3 protein-coding genes and 2 pseudogenes are annotated in these 2,973 nt (G+C 66.2%); 2 read left to right on the top strand and 3 right to left on the bottom strand.

The genetic code is table 11. From position 1 onward, the window contains the following. The coding region (locus tag ABZV38_RS39955; RefSeq protein ID WP_356333825.1) for a hypothetical protein at window positions 1–251 on the bottom strand (251 nt) is incomplete at its 3' end. A 398-nt stretch (window positions 252–649) separates the two neighbouring features. Beyond that, window positions 650–946 (bottom strand): annotated as a pseudogene (locus ABZV38_RS39950) (DUF4265 domain-containing protein); the annotation flags it as partial. Window positions 947–1,137: 191 nt separating this feature from the next. On the opposite strand from ABZV38_RS39950, the gene ABZV38_RS39945 reads away from it, so the two are divergent. Continuing rightward, window positions 1,138–1,449 carry a hypothetical protein gene (locus tag ABZV38_RS39945; protein WP_356333823.1) on the top strand — a complete coding sequence of 104 codons (312 nt, stop codon included), beginning with the start codon at window positions 1,138–1,140 and terminating at the stop codon, window positions 1,447–1,449. 77 nt (window positions 1,450–1,526) lie between these two features. Next, complete coding sequence (locus ABZV38_RS39940) at window positions 1,527–2,024, top strand: signal peptidase II (RefSeq protein WP_356333827.1); 498 nt, start codon at window positions 1,527–1,529, stop codon at window positions 2,022–2,024. 196 nt (window positions 2,025–2,220) lie between these two features. Here the strand turns inward: ABZV38_RS39940 and ABZV38_RS39935 are convergent. Then, window positions 2,221–2,369, bottom strand: a pseudogene (locus tag ABZV38_RS39935) (IS5/IS1182 family transposase); the annotation flags it as partial. Window positions 2,370–2,973 lie beyond the last annotated feature (604 nt).

Genomic DNA, 2,973 nt, shown 5'->3' with positions numbered 1-2,973 from the left:
CAGATCGAGCGAGAGCTGTAGGAACGGCCCTGCCGACACAGCCGCCGTTGCACCGAACCCAAGCGCAACGGCGGCTGCTGGATGTCCTGCGACAGTGGATGCAGCAGCGTTAGCCGGTACGGCGAATTCCACGAGCAGGTCATTCGCACATCAGCCGCCGCACTCAACACTGGGTCGTGGAGCCCGCATTCGCCCACCTGCACTGGTTCCGCCGCCTGCGAATCCACTGGGAGATCCGCGACGACTTCCACGAAGCATTCCTCACCCTCGGATGCGCACTCATCTGCTGGCGGCGACTGCGTGCTCTGCCGAGCGAGTGCGAGAGCTAGTCGGCCGCCGCGAGTCGTCTGAGGACTTCGACCGGAGTGAAACTCCACCCGATGAGCCAGACGACTCCGTTCTGGCAGATATCTCGAAAGAATGCTGCCGCTTGCGAACCACTCTGGCCTCATGACCACCTGAGCCTAAGCTAAGGGCTGTCCCCTAATTCCCGGCGGGCGCGTAATTCCCGGCGGGCGCGCGACGACAGCTACGGCACCTCGCTGCGTTGTCGGAACGCCCGAATACGCCCAGTATGAGGACGCTCCTCCGCCTTGCGATGTCATCTACGAGATCTCCAGGAGCCTTGCGAAATGAAGGCAATACCGGTGGCTTGGGGGCTGCGGCCCAGAGGGCCGGAAGGGACGGGTACAACTGGAATCGTGCAGTTGCCGGAGGAACTGACCCGCCCGACAGCCGAGTGCAGCCCGTCGGAGTCGGTCTGGAACCGCAGAACATCACCCTCGGCCACCCCGTCCTGAAGAAACGGGACGTTATGCACACTTGCCGTGTCAACACCGAGCTGCGTTGCCCGCAGGGCCTCGGTGTCCTGCGGGAACCATCCCTCCCGAGGAACGAACCGAAACCAGACCTTGATCCGCTCGACCGTGTTCGCCATGACGGACATCGTGCGCCAACCGTCAACAGCACCTCGCACCGAGCCTGACCTGGGCAATCAATCTTCGCTGTCACGCAACAGCCAGTCGTCAGCCTTCGATGCAATCGACCAAGGTCCGCTGTCACGGGACACAGCGGGATTCGCTGGAACGGTCAGCGCGCCGCTCGCATACAAACATCGAACACACGTACCATTCATATGTGCCCACGTACGACTTCCCCCAGGACCTGCGTGACGCCCAGCTCGCCCTCCCCCAGAGCCGCGCCGCATTCGAGCAGTACGCCATCGCGCTCCCGTGGTCGGCTGCGCCGATGCCCGGGTGGGAGGCCGACGAGCAGCTCCACAGCACCTACCGGTCCGGGAAGCCGGACAGCCCCGCGTACACGCAGGAGGAGGCCGCAGAGGTGGCCCGATACCAGGCGGAGCTGCTCCGGCCGAGCATCGAAGTGTCGACGCACCCGTACTGGTCGACGCTCGACAACGGCGTGGTGGGGGCGCGGTTCGCCAGATGACGTAGGCGGATCATGCTGCCCTGGCGCGTACGCTCGGTGAAGGACGGCCAGCGATCAGGAGATGGGCGGTGCGGCGGATGTATCTGCTGTGGAAGATTGCGGCGGCAGGATTCGCCGTGGACCAGATCACGAAGGCGATCGCCGCGGTTGTCGTTGAGGGCCATGAACCCCGGCACCACCTGGGCGGTGCGGTGACCTTCACCGCTTTCCGAAACTCCGGAGCCGCCGGCTCCTTCGCTCCCCGCGCAACCCTGATCTTCACCCTCCTGGCGATCGTCGTGCTCATCCTCATCGCCCGGGTCGCCCCCTCCATCCGGTCCACCGGCTGGGCGGTCGGTCTCGGACTGATCTTCGCGGGCGCCGGCGGCAACCTCGCCGACCGCATATTCCGCACCCCCGGATTCGGTCGTGGCGCTGTGCTGGACTTCATCCAGTTCGGCGAGTCAGGGATCTTCAACCTCGCCGACCAGTGCGTGACCGCCGGTGCCGCGGTCGTCCTCATCCAAACCTTCCGCGGAGTTCCCATGCGCACCGTCGTTACGAGCAGCCTCGCCAGTCGTGCGCTGGAGCGGTGACAACGCAGCGCAGACCGCTGCCCCGGCCGACGCACCGGGAGCGGCCCCGTGGGGCAGCGGGCCTGGCTGTCGGGGGTGCGGGAAGCTCACGGCACCGAGGTCGCGCAACGATGCGTGGGGGGCTGCCTGACGGAAGGCTGGCAACCCCCAGGTTGCGGTCGGGGTCAGTCGCGGGTCTTCCACCCGCGGATTTCCTGTGGTGCTTGCCGCCCGGACGTGCGCGGTCGACCGGGCTGGGCCCGCTTTTGGGCCCCGTCGGGTCGCACAGACGTGCAAGGAATCGATCACCGCCCGGGACCAGTCCAGCTTTCTTCCTGCCCGAACGCCGCCAGGGACACTCTGCTGCGCCCGTACTGGTAATCCCGGCTATGGGATGTTGTGGACTCGTGGAGTACCGGGACCAGCAGGACGAGCTTCAGCGGGCGAGATCCGGAGTGCCGAGTGCTGTCCCTTGCCGTAGGGCATGGGAATCTCCAAGTCTCGTGTGGATCGGTGGGGGCTGGCCCCGCTCGTTCGGCAGGGGGCGCCCCTCTTGGCGCCCGCGACTATCGCCAGGCGCACTGCCAGCCCACCGCCAACTCCGCGCTACGGCAACCATTACGGGCCGAATGGAGGACGCCTCGTCCACCCTGCCGACACCGTGCCGGCGGGGATCCGTCGGAGTCCAGCAGAACGGGCCGTACCGTTTTCGAGCACGGCGTGCGCACCAGCCACAACTCCATGCTCTCGCCACGCAGTATCAAAGCCGCCGGGGAACATGCCCGAGCGGTCAACGAGATACGGCCGCTGTTGGCTCAGCGGGAATTCCAGGCTCCGCCCGAGAAACGGTGAATGGGCGGGCGGGAGAAGTCCGAACGCAAACATTCAGTGCGACCGCAGCGTGTGACGGTTTCGGGTGTGTGGTGACGGCTGGTGACCGAGTGGTCAGCGGCTGTCGGAGCGGGGGTGT

The sequence above is a fragment of the Streptomyces sp. NPDC005181 genome, assembly GCF_040608395.1.
In the GTDB taxonomy this organism is placed as follows: Bacteria; Actinomycetota; Actinomycetes; order Streptomycetales; family Streptomycetaceae; genus Streptomyces.
This window is presented reverse-complemented; position numbering and strand designations above follow the sequence as displayed.